Genomic DNA, 18,203 nt, shown 5'->3' with positions numbered 1-18,203 from the left:
CTGGATTGCCGATTTGACTGCCAGGGATGCCCGCCTTCACGCTTTCCGTTCCGACCTTGCCGATGCCAGGCTGAAAGGCGAGATCGCCGCCGACCGCTTCGTCGCCGGCCGCCCGGCGCGGATCACGGCTTCCGTCGCCGACCTGCGCAAGGCGCCGCGCCCCGATGCCGGCGTCAACACGCAGGCGCTGTTCGGTGACGATGTGCTTGTCTTCGAGGACGCGGAAGGCTGGGCCTGGGTGCAGGCCGAGCGTGACGGCTATGTCGGCTATGTCGCCGACAACGTGGTCGGTACGCGTGAGCAAACCCCGACCCATATCGTCTGCGTACCCCGCACCTTTCTCTATCCAGGCCCCGACCTGCGCTTTCCGATCGGCGGGCAACTGTCGATGGGCTCTACGGTGACGGTGGCAGGCTCGGCCGAAACGCGCGGCACGCACTACGCGCTGCTGCCTTCCGGCCAAGCGATCATCGCTCGCCATCTAAGACCGATCGCGGAGCTGGCAGACGACTATGTCACGGTGGCGGAAAGCTTCATCGGCACGCCCTATCTCTGGGGCGGTGTTTCCGGCTTCGGCATCGACTGTTCCGGCCTCGTGCAACTGGCGATGCGCATGACCGGCAAGGATGTGCTGCGCGATTCCGACATGCAGGCGGTATCGATCGGCACGCCGCTCGAACCGGGCGTCGACTTCTCCGGGCTCCAGCGCGGCGACCTCGTCTTCTGGAAAGGTCACGTCGCGATCATGACGGACGCGAAGGACATGATCCACGCCAACGGCCACACCATGCTGGTCTCGCGCGAGGGGCTGAAGGAAGCGGTCGAGCGCATCGGCTATCTTTATGGCGGCCCCACGGGGTTCAGGAGGCCGTAGCGCCAGCTTCTCCTTCTCCCCTTGTGGGAGAAGGTGGCCTCGCGAAGCGAGGTCGGATGAGGGGTGCTCCAGGGAAAGCCAGCGTCTCACTTCGCTGGAACACCCCTCAACCGTCTCGGCGCTGCGCGCCGATCCACCTTCTCCCACAAGGGGAGAAGGAAGAGCGATCCCCTTTTGTTCCGATTTTTCTTGGCGAGCGCGCTGCGTCGCGCTACCTCTGGCACGTGACAGAGCAGCCGCGCCTCGCCGAACAGAATGCCGCCGTCCTGCTGCCCGAGCCATTCGTCAGATGGTTCGCCGCAAAGGGCTGGTCGCCGCGCGTCCATCAGCTCGAGCTGCTGGCCAAGGCCGAAAGCGGGCAATCGGTGCTGCTGATCGCGCCGACCGGCGCCGGCAAGACGCTGGCCGGCTTCCTGCCTTCGCTCACCGAACTCGCGAAGCGTCCGCGCCGCAAGCCCGGCGAAGCGCATCGCGGCATCCACACGCTCTACATCTCGCCGCTCAAGGCGCTGGCGGTCGACATCGAGCGCAATCTCGGCAAGCCGGTGGAGGAGATCGGGCTGCCCGTCACCATCGAGACGCGCACCGGCGACACGCCCTCGCACAAGCGCCAGCGGCAGAAGCTCGTACCGCCCGACATCCTGCTCACCACGCCCGAGCAGCTCGCCTTGCTGATCGCCTCGAACGACGCCAAGCGCTTCTTCGAAGACTTGCGCTATGTCGTTCTCGACGAGCTGCATTCGCTCGTCACCTCGAAGCGCGGGCACCTTTTGGCGCTGGGCCTGGCCCGATTGCGCAGCTTCGTTCCCAAGCTGCAGACCATCGGCCTGTCGGCGACGGTCGCCGAGCCGGACGAATTGCGGCGCTGGCTGGTTGGCCAAAATCCTGCAGGCGACATGGCCGGGCTGATCACTGTCGCTGGCGGCGCCAAGCCCGACATCTCCATCCTCGACTCGCGCGAGCGCGTGCCGTGGTCGGGGCACTCGGCCCGCTATGCCATCCCCGAAATCTACGAGGCGATCAAAGAGCATCGCACGACGCTGCTCTTCGTCAACACGCGCAGCCAGGCTGAGCTTTTGTTCCAGGAGCTTTGGCGGGCGAACGAGGATTCTCTTCCGATAGCGTTGCATCACGGTTCGCTCGATGTCGGCCAGCGCCGCCGCGTCGAGAAGGCGATGGCCGACAATGCGCTGCGCGCCATCGTCGCCACCTCGACGCTCGACCTCGGCATCGACTGGGGCGATGTCGATCTGGTCGTGCATGTCGGCGCGCCGAAAGGCGCCAGCCGGCTGGCGCAGCGCATCGGCCGCGCCAACCACCGCATGGACGAGCCGTCGAAGGCGATCCTGATCCCGGCCAATCGCTTCGAGGTGCTGGAATGCCGCGCCGCGCTCGACGCCAATTATCTCGGCGCGCAGGACACGCCGCCGCTGGTCAAGGGCGCGCTCGACGTGCTGTCTCAGCATGTGTTGGGCGTCGCCTGTGGCGGGCCGTTCGATGCCGATCTTCTGTTCGAGGAAGTGCGCGGCGCCGCGCCTTACGCAGCGCTTGAGCGCGAGACCTTCGACCGCGTCGTCGACTTCGTCGCCACCGGCGGCTACGCGCTGAAGAACTATGAGCGCTACGCCCGCATCCGCCGGAACAAGGACGGGCTCTGGCGCATCTCGCACCCGAGCGTCGCCCAGCAATACCGGCTGAACGTCGGCACCATCGTCGAGATGCCGGAGCTCAATATCCGCTATGTCCGGCAGGGCCGCGGCATGGCCGGTCGCGGCGGGCCGGTGCTCGGCAAGATCGAGGAATATTTCGCCGAGACGCTGCGGCCCGGCGACAATTTCCTGTTCGCAGGCAAGGTGCTGCGCTTCGAGGGCATCCGCGAAAACGAATGCGTCGTCTCCAATGGCGCCGGCGCCAACATCATCGTGCCGTCCTACGCCGGCGGCAAATTCCCGCTGTCGACCTATCTCGCCGAGCAGGTGCGCGGCATGCTGGCGAACAGCGACCGCTGGCGGGCTTTGCCGGAGCAGGTCGCGGACTGGCTGCGGCTGCAGAAGGAAAAGTCCGTGCTGCCGAAGCGCGGCGACCTTCTGGTCGAGACCTTTCCGCGCGGCAACCGACACTACATGGTCGCCTATCCTTTCGAGGGCCGGCTGGCGCACCAGACGCTCGGCATGCTTTTGACGCGCCGGCTGGAGCGCGCGCATGCCAGGCCGCTCGGCTTCGTCGCCACCGATTATTCACTGGCCGTCTGGGCGCTGGACGACATGGCGGCGTTGTTCAAGGCGAAGAAGCCGTCGCTGGCCGCGCTTTTCGACGAGGACATGCTGGGCGACGATCTGGAGGCCTGGCTGAACGACAGCTGGATGCTGAAGCGCACTTTCCGCACCTGCGCGGTCATCGCTGGCTTGATCGAGAAGCGTTATCCCGGCCAGGAAAAGAGCGGGCGCCAGGTGACGGTCTCGGCGGACCTCATCTACGACGTGCTGCGCAGCCACGAGCCGGACCATATCTTGCTGCAGGCGACGCGCACCGACGCTTCGGCCGGATTGCTCGATGTCAGCAGACTTGGGGAGATGCTCTCGCGCGTGCGCGGTCGAATCATGCATAAGCATCTCGATCAGATCTCGCCGCTGGCGGTGCCGGTGATGCTGGAGATCGGCAAGGAATCGGTTAATGGCGGCGCCAACGACACGCTGTTGATGGAAGCCGCCGATCTGGTCGAGGAAGCCATGGGCGGCCGAGCGTGACGGGCTGAGAGAGGGCCAAGAGGGGATGAATTTTTCGCTGTCGCGCGCAACGCTGATCGCCGAGGCCGACCTTGTCGGCATCGCCGGCGAGCGCGCGGTCTGCGACCGGCGCGGCGTGCTCTATTTCCCCGATCTGCGGCTGCTCGCGGTCTCCGACCTGCATCTCGAAAAGGGCTCATCCTTCGCCAGGCGCGGCGCGCTCATCCCGCCCTACGACACCGGCGCCACCTTGCTCAAGCTGCAGGCGGTGATCGCCGACTATCAGCCGCGGATCGTCGTCAGCCTTGGCGACTCCTTCCACGACGGCGGCGGCGCTGAGCGCATGCATCTGAGCTTCCGTGAGCGGCTGGAGGCAATGATGGCCGGCCGCGACTGGTTCTGGGTTGCCGGCAACCACGATCCCGAGGCGCCCGCCGACCTGCCGGGCGAAACGGTGAGGGAACTCGCCATCGGCTCGCTGCTCTTCCGCCACGAGCCCTCGAAGCTGCGGGTGGAAGGCGAGATCGCCGGCCATCTTCATCCTTGCGCCCGCATCGTACAGCGCGGCCGCTCGGTCAGGCGGCGCTGCTTTGCCGGCGACGGCGGCCGTATGATCATGCCGGCCTTCGGCGCCTACACCGGCTCGCTCAACGTGCTCGACCGCGCCTATGCCGGCCTGTTCCGCCTGGAAACGCTTGTTGCCTATATGCTCGGCACCGAGCGCATCTTTGCGATCTCCGGCTCTATGCTGCGGCCCGGCTGAAAGCCGCCTCTATCTGCCATAGTAAAGCGTGACCGTGTGCTTCGCCTCGGCGAAGAACAGCCAGCGCTCGACCAGCATACCGGCGAGTTGGCAAATGGCGGCGAGGACCGACGCTATGGCCGCGACTGGCCGCGGAGACACAAGGGCGATAACGAGCAAGATGGCCGGCACCGCGAAGGCCAGCGCCTGCGTGATCCGCCTCAGCTTGGCGCTGTGCTTGCGCGCGATGCGGAAACCCATCTCCTTGAGCAAGTAGTTTTCTTCGGTGTGCGGCCATTCGATCGACCGCACCGTGCCGCCCGCCAGCCCCGTCGCCGTGTTGGCGGTGGTCGGGATTTCCAGCCGGTCGTTATGCCGCCAGGTCGCGAGCTTCCAGGCCCAGCCGGCAAGCGAGGCAAGCAGCGCGCCGGTCAGCACCGCCGTCGAATCCATGGCGAAACCCTGGAGAAGGGCGTTGAGCAGCACGCCGCCTGTCATGCCCGCGAAGATGAAATAGGCCGGCAGCGTAAAGGGACCGTGCCACTGCGCGACCGGCTTCAGCGAGGCGTAGATCATGCCCGTCGTACCGACCGTGGTGATCGCGCCGGCTGAAGTCAGCAGGCCAGCAACCGCAACCCAGCCGCCGCTTCGGCCGAAGAACACCCAGCCGATGCCGAACAACCCGGCAGGGATGAAGGTCGCGACCGACGCCACGCCTTCGCGCGACAGCCAGGAGCTGCGCCATTGCGAGAAGGCGCGCCAGGCGCGTTCGGGCCGGCCGAGATGTCCGGTGGAGGAGAGCAGGCCGGCTATGATCAGGCCAAGCGCAAGCGCCATGCCGACAAAGCCAAGCCACAACTCGGGCTGGATGAAACCCAGCCCGCCGAGCCCGCCGAGCAGCGCCAGCAGGCCGTAGCCGGCCCCGGTAGCGGTGGTGAAGAAGACGACCGAGAAAGCGGGATGCATGATGGGGCGAAGCTAATTCGAAAGCATGCGGTCGATCCAGCCGAGGAAGCCGCCCTCCGCCCGGATCGGCTCCAGCGCCGGCGCATCGACCTTCGCCGCGTGTTCGCTGAGGGCGCGCGGCGGCAGATATTTGTTGGTCGGCTTGTAGCCAAGTTCCGGCATCAGGTCGACGCCGCCCCGCTCCTCCACAAGCCGCGAGATCGCCGAGGCCGGATCGCCGAGATCGCCGAAATGCCGGGCGCTGGTCGGGCAGGCGGCGACACATGCCGGCACGCGATCTTCGGTCGCCAGATTGTCGTTGTAGATGCGGTCGACGCAGAGCGTGCATTTCTTCATCACGCCGACATCCGTATCGAACTCGCGCGCGCCATAAGGGCAGGCCCAACTGCACAGCTTGCAGCCGATGCATTTGTCCTCGTCGACCAGCACGATGCCGTCCGAGGTGCGCTTGTAGGAGGCGCCCGTCGGGCAGACGGTGACGCAGGCCGGCTGCTCGCAGTGGAGACAAGAGCGCGGAAAATTCACCGTGCGGCCGCCCGTCTCGGTCGTGTGCTCGTAGGCGTGAACGCGATTGAACCATACGCCGTCGGCATGCCCGCCATAAGGATCGGTGTCGGTCAGCGGCGCCATGTGGCCGCCAGTGTTCCATTCCTTGCAGGCGGTGACGCAGGCCTGGCAGCCGACGCAGGTGTCGAGGTCGATGACCAGGCCAAGCTTTTTGTCGGTCCGGGCGGGTAGGCAGGTCATTCGGCGGCCTCCCTTTTCATGCGGAATGCGGCGCCGTAGCGAAGCACATCCGGTGACGGCTCGACGTTTGGCAGTTGGGCAAAACGCTCGAACTGCGGCTCGGTGAAGCCGGCTTCCTCGGGCATGCATTTGACGAGGCGCACACGCACGTCGAACCATGCCGCCTGTCCGGTGACGGGATCGGAGTTCGAGTAGCGCTTGCCGTTGGCGTCGGCCGCGGTCTGGTCGCCGATGATGTGGTTGAGCAGGAAGCCGCGATTGCTCTCGGCGGCATCGTCCTGCAGGCCCCAGCTGCCGCGCCGCTTGCCGATCGCGTTCCAGGTCCAAACCGTGTCCGGGTTCACGCCGTCGATGAGCTTGATCTGGCCTTTCACCCGGCCGTTGATGCTCTCGATCCACACCCAGTCGTCGTCGGCAAGGCCAAGTCTGCCGGCCGTTTCCCGATGCACGAACAGCCGGTTCTGGCTGGTGATCTGCCGCAGCCACGCATTCTGCGAACCCCAGGAATGGTACATGTGCATCGGCCGCTGCGTCAGTGCATGCAATGGATATCTTTGCAGATCGACGGCCTCGTCCTCGAAGGGCGCGTACCAGAAGGGCAGCGGATCCATGTAGGCTTCGATGCGGCCGCGCTCGGCCTCCGGCGGCTGCAGCTGTCCATGGCCGCGTGCGGCGAGGCGAAAGCGCTGCATCGGCTCGGAGTAAAGCTGGAAGACGGTTCGTTCGGCCTTAGGGATGAATCCCATCTGCACCGCGAAGTCGAGATAGGCGCGATTGCCCATCTTGTAGTAGCGCTGGTCGTTGGAAAAATCGTGGTGCCAGAAGCCGCCATTGTCGATGTAGCGCTGCAACTGGTCCGGATTGACCTCGCCCTTGCCGATCGCGCCGCCGTTTTTGCCGCGCCACCCGGCGAGCGGGCCGATGCCGGGCGCGCGCTCGTGGTTGACGATGTAATCGGCATAGTCGCGGTATCTCGCCGAGCCGTCGTCGGTGACGAAGCCGGGCAGTCCGAGCCGCGCGCCGAGCTCGATCAGCACCGACTGGAACGGCCGCACGTCGCGGTCCGGCTGCACCACCGGATGGCGGATGGCGTCGCCCGGCCCGTCGGCATGGCTGATCGGCCGATCGAGCAGGCTGATGCAGTCATGCCGCTCGAGATAGGTGGTGTCGGGCAGAACCAGATCGGCGAACGGCACGGTCTCGGAGTAATAGGCGTCGGAATAGATGATGAAGGGGATTTTGTAGGCGCCGTCCTCGTCCCTGTCGGTCAGCATACGAATCGTCTCGACGGTGTTCATCGAGGAGTTCCACGCCATGTTCGACATGTACATCATCAGAGTGTCGATCGGATAGGGATCGCCGGCCCAGGCGTTGCGGATGACGCTATGCATCAGGCCGTGCGCCGCCAAAGGCGCCTCCCAGGAATAGGCCTTGTCGATGCGGGTAGGCCGGCCGGCCCCATCGACGAGCAGATCGTCGGGGCCGCAAACGAAGCCGAGCGGCATGCCCTCGAGCGGCGTCATCGGTCGGACGTTTTTGCCGGCGGGCTTGGGCCCCGGAGGCGCGCAACGGGGATAGGGCGGCTTGAAGCGGAAGCCGCCGGGCACATCCACGGTGCCGAGCAGAACCTGCAGCAGGTGGATGGCGCGGCAGCTATGAAAACCGTTGGAATGGGCCGAGATGCCGCGCATGGCATGCATCGATACAGGCCGTCCCTTGATCGTCTCGTGGCGCCGGCCCGCCCAGTCGGTCCAGGCGACCGGCAGCTCGATCGTTTGCTCGAAGGCGACATGCGCCAGTTCCGCCGCGATCCGGCGGATCGTATCGGCGCCGACCCCGCAGCGCCCCGCAACGACATCCGGCGAATAGTTTTCGTGCAGGTAGCGGTCGGCGATGAGCTGGAACACCGGCGTGCAGCGGCGTCCGTTGACCGTATAGTCTCCAGTCAACGCCGGTTTTGTTTCGGGGTCGGTAGCCTTGACCGGTTGCTTGGTCACCCTGTCCAGGGCGAGTAGATCGCCGGCGTCGTCGCGAACGAACAAGCCGTCATCTGCTGCACCTGGATCCTGGATCACGAGTACGGCAGCGTTGGTGTAGCGCAGCAGATAGTCGAGATCGATGCGGCCGGCCTTGAGCAGTTCGTGGACGAGGGCGAGCACGAATAAGCCGTCCGTGCCCGGCCTGATGCCGATCCAATCGTCGGCGATGGCGTTGTAGCCAGTGCGGCACGGATTGATCGAGACGACCTTGGCGCCGCGAGCCTTGAGCTTGCCGAGGCCGATCTTGATCGGGTTGGAATCATGGTCCTCGGCGACGCCGAACAGCATGAAGTATTTCGTATTGTCCCAGTCGGGCTCGCCGAACTCCCAGAACGAGCCGCCGATTGTGTAGAGGCCGCCGGCCGCCATATTGACCGAGCAGAAGCCGCCATGGGCGGCGAAATTCGGCGTGCCGAATTGGCTCGCCCACCAGCCCGTCAGCGATTGCGACTGGTCGCGCCCGGTGAAGAAGGCGAGCTTTTTCGGATCGGCGCGGCGGATCGCCGACAGCCGCTCGGAGGCTATGGTGAGCGCCTCCTCCCACTCGATCTCGCGGAACTCACCGTAGCCGCGCGGGCCGGCGCGCAGCAAGGGCTTCCTCAGCCGCGCCGGGCTGTAATGCTGCATGATGCCGGCGCTGCCCTTGCCGCAGATCACGCCGCGGTTCACCGGGTGGTCCTTGTTGCCGTTGATGTAGCGCACCTTGCCGTCCTTGATGTGGACGTCGATGCCGCAGCGGCAGGCGCACATGTAGCAGGTGGTCTTGGCGATGCGGTCGGAGACGTTCGGCGAGGTGTCGACGCCGTCGCCCTCCTTCGGTGCGCGCGTGTCGGACAGCGGCTGCTGGGAGGGTGCGGAGTTGGCGCCGCGTGGCGCACCGCTGCTCATGATCCGCGGATGCTCTCGTTACTCGCCAACTTGGCCTTCGTCTTTGGCCCCGGTCCGCGCATATAGTGCAGCTCGGGATGATAGCGCTCGCCGGCCAACTGCCGCCTCAGCCGACGGCTCCAATGCGCGAAAAGGGATTTGAAGCGCCCGATCATTTCCAACCTTGGCGTCAGAACGGCCAATTTTTTCCAAGCCTGGGCGAAAAGTTAGAACAAAGCAATTGATCTGTCTAACAAGCAGCTCTTGTAATTCCGATCGATTTTGCTTCTTAGTTGGCCCATGACACTCGATCAGCTGCGCATATTCGTCGCCGTCGCCGAGCATGGCCACATGACCAAGGCGGCCGAGTTGCTCGGCATCTCGCAGTCCGCCGCCTCTGCCGCCATCCGCGCGCTCGAAAGCCAGCATGGCGTGCGCCTGTTCAACCGGGTTGGGCGCAACATCGAGCTTGCGCAGACCGGCCACCGCTTTCTGCCCGAGGCCAAGGCCGTCCTTGAGCGCGCGGCCGCCGCCCACAATGTGCTGGAACACGTCTCGCAAACCATCACCGGCAGCCTGTCGATATCGGCCAGCCAGACCATCGCCAGCTATTGGCTGCCGAGGCGCCTGGCCGCGTTCCACGAAGCCTATCCGGCGGTGCGCCTCAGCGTCACCATCGGCAACACGAGGCAGGTGGAGGCCAATGTGCTGGACGGCAGGGCCGATTTCGGCCTGGTCGAAGGCCGCACCGAATCCGACATCCTGCGGCGCGCCACGGTCGACGAGGACCGCATGATGCTGGTCGTGGCGCGCTCGCACCCCGAAATTCCGACGACCCCGGCGGGAAACCTCGACATCAGGGCATTGCGCTGGATCATCAGAGAAGGCGGGTCGGGCACGCGCGAGGCGCTGGAGGATTTCGCGCGCGGCGAAGGCGTTTCGCCGGCGGAGCTGCAGATATTCCTCGTCCTACCCAGCAACGAGGCGGTGCGTCAGGCCGTGGAGGCCGGCGCCGGCGCCACTATCATCTCGGAGCTCGTCGTCGCACGCTCCCTGACGGAGGGCAGCCTGAGGTCTGTGCCGGTAGAATTGCCGAAGCGCGACTTCGCCATGATCACCCACCGCGACCGGCAGGCGAGCCTCGCCCAGATGGCGCTGAAGGCGCATTTGGGCGGGAAGGTTGGCTGAGCCCGGGCAGCATCAGGGCTGCATTGTTGGGATGCTCATCACAAACGTTCGAGATTGGCTGAAGCCTCCGAACGTCGTCTTCCACGGGCGGAGCGACGCGAAGCGGAGCGCAGACCCGAGGATCCATGCCGTTACCCCGGGCGAGGGGCGCGGCGGAGCAGAATTCTGCACCGTGGCAGCGCTCTGAAGTCACGGCATGGATCCTCGGGTCTGCGCCGCGTCGCTTCGCTCCTTGCTCCGCCCGTGGATGACGAAGAGACGGGCGTTTTGGCCAATCTCCTGGGTATGCCGCCGCTACCGGATGCACCCAGCTAACTTGCGGCAATACTGCCGCTCAGGCAAACTTCCGCCGCGCATCCAGCGCCAGGCCGAGCCCGACCGAGCCGAACATGTCGCCTTCGATGACGGAGGCCTGCGGCACCAGCGAAAGGATCCGCCGTTTTGCCAGCGGGATTGCGGTCGAGCCGCCGGTGAGGAACACGGCGGTGATGGCGGAAGCGGGAACGCCGGCGTCGGCGATTGTCTGCCTGACCGTCGCGGTCACCCGATCGATGTCGCCGCCGATCGTCTCCTCCAGACCGATACGCGTGATCTCGGCCGCGAAGCGCGCGCCGGGCAGAGACACCTTCACCTCCGCCGAGGGCTGGTCGGTCAGCGCGATCTTGGCCCGTTCGACCAGCCCGGCCATCGCATGCCCGTAACGATGCTCGACGATGTGGATGAAGCGGCCGACGAGGTCGGCGCGCTCCGCCTCGAAGCGAATCTGCTTCAGGTCGGACATGGCCTTGGCGGTATACACCAGGTTGATGCGCTGCCAGGTCGCGAGGTCGATGAAATAGCTCGCCGGCAGATTGCGCTTGCCGTCCTTGGTCGGCGTCAGATAGCCGAGCTCGGGCATGACATGGGCGATGCTGAGCAGCCGGTCGAAATCCGTGCCGCCGATATGGATGCCGCGATTGGCGAGGATGTCGCCCTTGCGGTCGTCCGAGCGGGCGCGCTCCGGCGAGACGCGCACGACCGAGAAGTCGGAGGTGCCGCCGCCCATGTCGACGATCAGCGCCAGCTCTTCGCGGGCGACGTTCTGCTCGTAGTCCAGCGCCGCCGCGATCGGCTCGAACTGGAAGGCTATGTGCTTGAAGCCTTGCGCGCGCGCCGCCTTCTCGAGCTCGCTTTGCGCCTTCGCATCGGCCTCGGCATCGTCGTCGACGAATTGCACGGGGCGGCCGAGCACGACGCGTTCGACCGGGCCGCCGGCATCTTCTTCCAGGCGCTTTTTCAAATGGCTGATGAAGAAGCCGATGATGTCGGTGAAGCCGATCAGCCGCGCCTTGATGCGCGTCTTCTCGTTGGCGAGCGAGCTGCCGAGAACGCTTTTCAGCGAGCGCATCAGCCGGCCCTCGACACTGTCGGTGTAGTCGGCGATCGCGCGGCGGCCGAAATAGGTATGGCCGTCCTCGAAGTTGAAGAAGACGGCGCTCGGCAGGGTGGGCTGTTCGCCCTCGAGCGCCACCAGTCGTGCCCGGCCGTTTCGGATCACGCCCACCGTGGAATTGGACGTGCCGAAATCGATGCCGCCGAATGCTGATTGCATCGCAGCCTCCTGTCATTGGTTCATCGCAGCGCATTGCCGGCGTCAAAAGACGCGCCGTCATCCGGATGGCCGGACCGCTCTGCCGAATTGTGTGGTTACCCCCTGGGCTGGGAGGCGGCGGTTTATCGCATGACAAGGAAAAGGGGAACCCCTCTTTTCACGGGAAAATGGGTCTTCCCATTTCCCGTGATGTCAATCTTTGCGGAAGACGATGCGTCCGAGCCAGCCGGTGAGCATGGCGAGCGACACGGCGAAGACGCCATAGAGGAAGGAATAGTCATGCGCGACGCGGAAGACCGACTGTTCGAAACCGGATTTGCGGATTTCGAGTTGGGCGGAGCTTTCCTTCACGAACATGCCGCTCTTGAACAGGAAGGCGCGCGCCTTGTGCGTGCCGACCGGAATGTTGGGCGCCAGACGCACCGTGGCGCGGAACAGGCTTTGCGACAAGAACTGCACGCCGCCGACATTCTCGCTGTAGAGGCCGGTCGCAGTCTTGCGCTCGCGCAACGCTGCGGTGAATTCCTCGATCGTCGCCGGGCTCTCGGTCTCGTCGGCGGGCTTCATATAGAGGTTCTGGGAGCCCAGCGAGAGCTGCCTGTACTTGGTCGGGTCGGCGATGTCCTGCAAGGGTCGCGTCGTGGCGACCGAATAGGACACCGGCACGTTCTCGAACGTTTCCGATTCCAGGTTGATCCAGACGCCGAGCACCCTGTCCTTGCGGCGCACGACCACCGGCCGTGGCGGCCCTTCGAGCACGACGATGACATCGTAGCGCCCCTGCCGCGACACCAGCGGGTCGGGATTTTCCAGCGACCCGAAGATGGTGAGATCGGCGCCCGAGAAGCCGGCGGTGATGGAGATCGCGTCGGTCGACAGGCCGATCTGGATGCCCTCGGCGGGCGGCGGCGTTTGCGCCGTCGCCGGCGACAGGGCGAGGAACAGCAGAAGCGAAACGGTTGCTGCGAACGCTCTCGATCCCGCCATCAGCTCAGGCCTGCGGCGGAGAGCGAGTAGGGATTGGGCGGCGTCGCGAAGAGGTCGATGGCCAGGCGGATGGCAACCGCCAGCACCAGCAGCGCAAGCAGGGCCCGCAGCTGCTCGCCGCGCAGCCTCTGGCCCGCCTTGGCGCCATATTGGGCGCCGGCGACGCCGCCGGCCATCAAGAGGAAGGCGAGGATCACGTCGACTGTCTGGTTGGTGGTGGAATGCACCAGCGTGGTATAGGCCGAGGTGAAGATGATCTGGAACAGCGAGGTGCCGATGACGACGTTGGTAGGCACCTTGAGCAGGTAGATCAGCGCCGGCACCATGATGAAGCCGCCGCCGACGCCCATGATCGAGGACAGGAAGCCGATCGCCGCGCCGAGCCCAAGCACCGGGATGACGCTGACGAACAGCTTCGAGGCGCGGAAGCGCATCTTGAACGGCAGCCGGTGGATCCAATTGTGCTGGCCTGATTTCTTCAGCACCGGTGCCGCGCCGCTGCGGGTGGCGCGCAGCGCGTTGACGCTCTCGACCAGCATCAGTCCGCCGACGGTGCCGAGCAGCGCGACATAGAGCAACGAGATGAACAGGTCCAACTGGCCGAGCCGGCGCAGCAGCGCGAAGACATAGATGCCGGCGGTCGAGCCGACGATGCCGCCGGCAAGCAGCACGCCGCCGAGCTTGAAGTCGAGCGTGCCGCGCTTCATGTGCGAAAGCGCGCCGGAGAAGGAGGAGGCGATGACCTGGTTGGCGCCGGTGGCGACCGCGATCGCCGGCGGGATGTTGTAGAAGATCAACAGCGGCGTGATGAGGAAGCCACCGCCCACCCCGAACATGCCCGACAGGAAACCCACCGCCGCGCCCATCGCCAGCAGCACGAAGACGTTGACGGAAATTTCCGCGATCGGGAGATAGATGCCCACCCGTCTGTCTCGATCAGTTTGCCAATCGGCGCATGCCGCCGTCCCCAGCAGTTTCGCACCGAAAAGCCAATTTTTTCTTGCGCCGACGCGATGGCGGGGGTTGACCCCGCCATCGCGTCGAAACAAAAACCATCTCAATCAGTTAACAGGCAAATCTGTGGCAAGCCGTCGCGGAAGCGACGCGCCTGCCGCTATTTGCGCGCCAGCAGTGCCTTGACGAGCGGCGCGTCGATCTCACCGGTCGGTTTCATCTTGTTGTCGGTCTGGAAGGCCATGATGGCGTTCTTGGTCTTGCCGCCCATCACGCCGTCGGCGCCGCCGGCATCATAGCCGTTCTTGTTGAGGATAAGCTGGATGTTCTTCACCGCCTTCTTCATGTCGATGCCGGCGGTGGTCTGCGGCGTGCTGTCCTGCCAGGATTCCGGAATGTCGGCCGAGTTGGTGGCCGCGTTGAGCGGCTTTGCCTTCCACAGTTCCGTCGCGGCGCGGGCCCGTTCGAGCTGCTCGGGTCTCAACGCATTGGCGATCTCGTCGCGCTTGGACGCGGCGTCCTTGTCGCCGGTCTTGGCGACGAGGGCGAACCATTTGTAGGATTCCTCCAGGTTCTGCTTCATGCCGACGCCCTTGGCCGAAAGGATGCCGAGGTTGAACTGGCTGTCCTTGACGCCGAGGTCGGCCGCCTCCTGGAACCAGTGCGCCGCCGATTCATTGTCGGTCACACCGTCCGCCGCCATGGCGAACAGCACCGCCAGATTGTGCATGGCGCTGGCGTTGCCCTGTTCCGCCGCGAGCTGGTAGTAGGTCTTGGCCTTCTTGATGTCGCGTGCGACGCCGATGCCCTTCTCGTAGAAATTGCCGATGCGGTATTCGGCCGGCGCGAAGCCCAGTTCGGCGGCTTTCTCGTACCATTTGGCGGCCGCCGCCATGTCTTCCTTCACGCCGCGCGATTCCGCGTAGCGCGAGCCGATCTCGAACAGCGCCTTGGCGTCGCCGCCTGCGGCCGCGTCGCGCAGCGCCGCCGGGCCGATCTCGGTCGGGATGTCGATCTTGGCGGCCGAAATTGCCGTCTGGCTGTCGGCCGGCGGGACCGTGCCCGTCGTCTCCGCGGCCGTGCCAGCCGGCGCGCTGGCCGAAGAAGCGCCGGCTGCCGGAGCACCGGGCACTGACGTGCTTGCCGCCGGCGCGCCGGCCGCCGGGATACCGGTCGTTGGCGCGCTGGTCATCGGCTGTGCATCCGCGTCCGTGTCCATGGCCGGTGTGTTCATGGCCGGGACAACCGGCTCGGGCGGCGTCGCGGACGCCGACGGTATCGGCGCAGAGAGCGCCGCCGGGCCAGGAGCCGGTTCGACTGGCGCCGCGGCCGCGGGCATCTCGGGTCCGGATGGCTGAGCGGCGGCCTGTGGCGTTGGATCGTCCTTCGACGGCTCGGCCTGCCTGACGACACGCTCCGGTGCGCTCTGAGGCTTTGCGGCGTCCGCGTCGGCCTTCGGCGCGCTTGCGGTATTGAGCGACGCGGTATCGACCGTCTGTGTGGAGACGGTCGGCGCGGCGTTGTTGCTGGCGACAGGCGCCGGATCGGCGAAGAAGGCCTTGCCGAGCTGCAGTCCGGCCAGTGCCATCATGATCGCGGCGGCCGCCATCAGGATCGGCTTGCGCCGCGCCTTGAGCAGGTCGCCGATTCTGAGCGCCTTCACCGGACCGGTCATCGTCGACTGTCGCTTCAGCGCGTCGGCCTCCGCGGCGGCGGCCTGCGCCGCGCGGCGGGCGGCGGCGATGAAATCGGATTTGGCGGCGTCGGTTTCGCTGCGCTTGGCCGGCTGGCCGCCGCGCTCGTCGCGCACACGCTTCATGATGGCGTTGAGGTCCGGCGCGCCGGAGCCCGGCTCCAGCGGCCGGTTAGCCGCTTTGGGATCGAGCGGTTCGTCGATGTCGACGGTCGGAACGTCGCCAGCCGACGCCGAGCCGGCAAGCGGTGGCGCGCCCTCGTCCTTCTTGCCCCTGAAGGCACGCGCCAGCCCGCTGAACATCGACTTCTTGCGGCCGGTCTTCTCGGCCTTCTCGCCAATCGCGTCCGATCCGAGCGCGGCCATGGCGGCCGCCGCCGCAGCCTCGGCGGGCGTGCGCGGGCCAGGTTCGCCGCGTGCAACAGTTTCGCTTCGCATAACCGGCTCGTTGCGCAGGATCGAGGCGGCGTGCGTGTCGAGATCGTCAATGTCTCCGGCCAGCGGCAGCGGCTGGTCGATATCCATCGACGGCGCGTCCTGGACGGCGATCTTGCCGGCGCGAGCGGTCCGCTTGGCGCCGGGCTGCGGGTCGACGAGTTCGCTGACCGCTTCGCTTGGCTCTCCGGCCTCCAGGGAGCCCAGCCGGTCGACGATCTTGAGCAGCGTGTCGTGGATTGCCTCGAAAGTCCGTGAATTGCGCTCGTCGGAACGGCGGGTGAGCGCTTCCAGCGTCTTCAGGTCCTGCGCGAGCCCGCCCACGGCGACCGCGTTGGCAGCAGCGCTGCTGGAGCCCGATTCGGCCAGCGAGCGGACGGCGTTCTCCGCCGCTTCGCGCGCGACGCTGAGGATGGAATCGCGGGTGCCGGCCAGCGACTTCTCGATCTCGTTGAGGCGCGGGCTGATGTCCTCGAAATCGGGCAGCGGCATGCTCGGCTTCGAAAGATGCGCCGAAAGGGCGGTCACCTGCGACTCCAGGCTGCGGATCAGTGCCGGATCGATGCCGGCGACCTGCGCGGCGGACGATTCCAGCCGGCTGGAAATGTCCTCGAGCCGGCTTTCCAGGCCGCGGATCGCCAAGTCGTTGGCGGGATCTGGCGTGCGCGTCTCTATACGCTTGGCAAGCGCGGTGAAGCGGGCGTCGATCGCCTCCATGATACCGGCGCTGTCGTCCTGCTGCATGCGCTGGTCGAGCCTGTCGGCGACTTCGTCCAGCCGCCGCTCGAGGTCGCGGAACAGCATGTTGCCCTGCTCGATCGCGTCGCCCTGGCGGCGCTCGAGCAGCGAGGACAGCGCGTCGAAGCGCTGCTCCAGGCCCCGGAAGATATGGTCGGCGTCGGGCATTGCCGGCGCGCGGTCGATCTTGTCGGTAATGAGCGCGATCTGCTTGCCCAGACGTTCCATCGCCTGCTCCGGCAGGTTGGCGCGTCCGGCGATCTCGTCCACCCGGCTGGACAGAAAATTGAGGCGGTCGATGACCTCGGCGCCTGGGCGCGACTGCGCGACTTCCTCGATCTGCTGCGCCAGCGAGGCGATCCGCTTCTCGATGCGGCCAAAGGTTTCCGGATCGAAGGCATTGGCCTGCGCCGCCACTGTCGAGGCGACGATGGCGCGGGAGATCTCGTCCAACCGCTCGTCGATCATCGCAAGCGTTTCGCCGCCGCGCATCGTCTGCTGGCTGGCGAAACGGTCGACCGCGCCGGCAAGAATGCGGACCTTTTCCTCCAGCGAGGCGAGCGACAGCGACTGCGGCAGGTTGTTGACGGCGCTGCTGATCTGTTCGAGCCGGTCGGTGAGGCTCGAAAGATTGGGACCTTCGGCGCGCTGGCGCTGGTCGGCGTCGACGCGATCCTCGAAGGCACTCCAGCGGCGGTCGAAATCGTCCCAGCGGCGATCGACGGCCCGCACGCTTTCCTCGCGCGCCAGCGTGTCGAGCGCCGCCTTGACCTGCTCCAACTCCAGCCGCAGCAGGTTGACGCTGCGGTCGTCGCTCTTTTCGGCAAGCGTGTGGATGGCGCCGGAAAGCCGTTCGAACTCGAGGCCGAGTTCGGCGCTGCTCTTGTCCGCGGGGGCGCCATGCTGGCTCGCCGCCTGCAAGGCGCGATCGATGTCCTGGCGCAGCGCATCGAATTCGCGCTGCAAGCCTGCGGTCATCTGGTGGCGCAGTTCCTCGCGCAGGCCGCGCAATTCGACCGCGATCTTGCCGACCATCGCGACACTGTCCTCCTGGCCGCGTACCCGGTCGATGTCGCGGGCGATGGCCTGATAGTTGGGGCCGAAGCCAGAGGCGGCGGGCGTCGGATTTTGCGGTCCCCGATTTTGCGATGCCAAACCCTGCGATCCTTGGCTTTGCGATCTTTGCGACGAGTAGGGGTCCTCGTACCAGCGCGGCTGGTCATAAGGTTGCGCGGCGGCATAGCGCGGCTCGGCGGCCGGCCGACGCGGATCGGGGCGCTCGGGCATGTCGGTGCGGGTCCGCTCCAGCCGCTGTTCCAGCGTTTCGAGCGAGCGGTTCAGCTCCTCCAGCGAGGTGTGCGGCCGGCGTTGCCTGCCGGCATTGAGTGTATCGAGATAGGACCGCTTGCTGTTCATCGATGCGCCCGTGTTCAGAATGACCGGCCATGGCCGGTTTCCTAAAGTCCTGCCGGGAACGAAGGTGGCCGCGCGGTTCTGCCGCGGAGGAAGACGGGCTTCCCGGGTTTTCACCCACGCTTCGAAGACCGTGAAAAATTCGCTACAGGATAAACACGGGTGACCGACATGCGCACATTTCGCCCAACGTGGTAAACAAGGCGTTAACCAAGCTTAAGAAGTTGCGCATAAATCCTGAGC

11 protein-coding genes are annotated in these 18,203 nt (G+C 66.0%); 4 read left to right on the top strand and 7 right to left on the bottom strand.

Annotated features, from left to right (window positions below):
• Nucleotides 1–13: 13 nt before the first annotated feature.
• The 3 genes from QAZ22_RS32080 (at nt 14) to pdeM (ending at nt 4,363) form a co-directional block, all read left to right on the top strand.
• The gene (locus tag QAZ22_RS32080; RefSeq protein WP_278204899.1) at nt 14–874 is read left to right on the top strand and encodes an NlpC/P60 family protein; all 861 of its coding nucleotides are present in this window, start codon (nt 14–16) and stop codon (nt 872–874) included.
• Between the two features lie 224 nt (nt 875–1,098).
• Entirely contained in the window at nt 1,099–3,621 is a 2,523-nt protein-coding gene (locus QAZ22_RS32075) for a ligase-associated DNA damage response DEXH box helicase (RefSeq protein WP_278204898.1), read from the top strand.
• A 25-nt stretch (nt 3,622–3,646) separates the two neighbouring features.
• Nucleotides 3,647–4,363 (top strand): ligase-associated DNA damage response endonuclease PdeM, encoded by a 717-nt coding sequence (pdeM, locus tag QAZ22_RS32070; protein ID WP_278204896.1) that lies wholly within the window; start codon nt 3,647–3,649, stop codon nt 4,361–4,363.
• Nucleotides 4,364–4,372: 9 nt separating this feature from the next.
• On the opposite strand, the gene QAZ22_RS32065 is transcribed toward pdeM, so the two are convergent.
• The 3 genes from QAZ22_RS32065 to QAZ22_RS32055 are packed head-to-tail and all read right to left on the bottom strand — an operon-like array spanning nt 4,373 to nt 8,982.
• Complete coding sequence (locus QAZ22_RS32065) at nt 4,373–5,308, bottom strand: DmsC/YnfH family molybdoenzyme membrane anchor subunit (RefSeq protein ID WP_278204895.1); 936 nt, start codon at nt 5,306–5,308, stop codon at nt 4,373–4,375.
• 12 nt (nt 5,309–5,320) lie between these two features.
• Nucleotides 5,321–6,055, bottom strand: coding sequence for a 4Fe-4S dicluster domain-containing protein (locus QAZ22_RS32060; RefSeq protein ID WP_278204894.1), 735 nt, complete (start codon nt 6,053–6,055; stop codon nt 5,321–5,323).
• Nucleotides 6,052–8,982 carry a molybdopterin oxidoreductase family protein gene (locus QAZ22_RS32055; RefSeq protein ID WP_278204893.1) on the bottom strand — a complete coding sequence of 977 codons (2,931 nt, stop codon included), beginning with the start codon at nt 8,980–8,982 and terminating at the stop codon, nt 6,052–6,054. Before QAZ22_RS32055 ends, QAZ22_RS32060 begins: the two co-directional genes overlap by 4 nt.
• Before the next feature lie 279 nt (nt 8,983–9,261).
• On the opposite strand from QAZ22_RS32055, the gene QAZ22_RS32050 reads away from it, so the two are divergent.
• Nucleotides 9,262–10,149: a LysR family transcriptional regulator gene (locus QAZ22_RS32050; RefSeq protein WP_278204892.1), complete on the top strand. Its 888-nt coding sequence runs from the start codon at nt 9,262–9,264 to the stop codon at nt 10,147–10,149.
• 334 nt (nt 10,150–10,483) lie between these two features.
• On the opposite strand, the gene QAZ22_RS32045 is transcribed toward QAZ22_RS32050, so the two are convergent.
• The 4 genes from QAZ22_RS32045 to QAZ22_RS32030 form a co-directional block, all read right to left on the bottom strand.
• On the bottom strand, nt 10,484–11,740 hold the full coding sequence (locus QAZ22_RS32045) for an Hsp70 family protein (RefSeq protein ID WP_278204891.1): 1,257 nt from the start codon (nt 11,738–11,740) through the stop codon (nt 10,484–10,486).
• A gap of 192 nt (nt 11,741–11,932) precedes the next feature.
• Nucleotides 11,933–12,727 carry a TIGR02186 family protein gene (locus tag QAZ22_RS32040; protein ID WP_278204890.1) on the bottom strand — a complete coding sequence of 265 codons (795 nt, stop codon included), beginning with the start codon at nt 12,725–12,727 and terminating at the stop codon, nt 11,933–11,935.
• A complete protein-coding gene (locus tag QAZ22_RS32035) occupies nt 12,727–13,650 on the bottom strand; it encodes a sulfite exporter TauE/SafE family protein (RefSeq protein ID WP_278076148.1) in 924 nt (307 codons plus the stop codon). The genes QAZ22_RS32040 and QAZ22_RS32035 overlap by 1 nt, the downstream gene beginning before the upstream one ends.
• Before the next feature lie 191 nt (nt 13,651–13,841).
• Nucleotides 13,842–17,963, bottom strand: a complete 4,122-nt coding sequence (locus QAZ22_RS32030; protein ID WP_278204889.1) for a peptidoglycan-binding protein — start codon at nt 17,961–17,963, stop codon at nt 13,842–13,844.
• Nucleotides 17,964–18,203: the final 240 nt, after the last annotated feature.

The organism is Mesorhizobium sp. WSM4906 (genome assembly GCF_029674625.1).
Taxonomy (GTDB): domain Bacteria; phylum Pseudomonadota; class Alphaproteobacteria; order Rhizobiales; family Rhizobiaceae; genus Mesorhizobium.
This window is presented reverse-complemented; position numbering and strand designations above follow the sequence as displayed.